Source organism: Proteus sp. fly-1067 (assembly GCF_040139345.1).
Taxonomy (GTDB): domain Bacteria; phylum Pseudomonadota; class Gammaproteobacteria; order Enterobacterales; family Enterobacteriaceae; genus Proteus; species Proteus vulgaris_B.
Window position 1 is genome coordinate 1 of sequence record NZ_JBEEUL010000083.1, and the last position, 752, is coordinate 752.

At 48.4% G+C, this 752-nt stretch carries 1 protein-coding gene; it reads left to right on the plus strand.

The features are described from left to right. Window positions 1-10: 10 nt before the first annotated feature. The coding region (gene paaF / locus ABN217_RS19250) for a 2,3-dehydroadipyl-CoA hydratase PaaF (protein ID WP_349459859.1) at window positions 11-752 on the plus strand (742 nt) is incomplete at its 3' end.

Here is a 752-nt window from a genome sequence, read left to right on the forward strand (position 1 = left end):
AGGAGGCAATATGCACACAGATTGGATCCTCACACACACAAACAACCGCGTACTGACATTAACGTTAAACCGCCCAGAAGTGCGTAACGCATTAAGTACGGATTGCCTAAAACAACTCGTCGAGCACCTTGAGCGGGCTGATAACAATCCAGAGATTGGTGCAATATTGATCACGGGTAACTCACGCTTTTTCGCAGCAGGAGCTGACCTAAAAGAGCTACAGCAACAAACCGTTGCTTCCGCTATCACAGATAAACGCCCTGCTATTTGGCGCCGCTTTAATCAGATCACAAAACCGATCATTAGCGCTGTGAATGGCTATGCATTAGGCGCTGGCTGTGAGCTAGTACTCGCCAGCGATATCACTATTGCAGGCGAATCTGCACGTTTTGGGTTACCTGAAATCACATTAGGTTTGATACCGAGAGCGGGTGGCACACAACGTCTAGTGCGTGGAGTTGGGAAATCTCTTGCCATGCAAATGATCCTCACTGGCAACGCAATTGATGCGCAACAAGCCTTACAAGCAGGGCTTGTAAGCCAAGTTTGTGTTGATGGTCTGGTGGTTGAATATGCACAAAAAATTGCGCAACGCATCGCAACACACGCTCCCTTAGCAGTGAAAGCCGCTAAAGCGGCGATTAATGCAGCTCAAGAAATGTCACTTACTGATGGCTTGCAGCTCGAACGCCAATATTTTGTCGGGTTAGCTGGTACCGATGACCGCCAAGAAGGGATCAATGCCTTCTTTG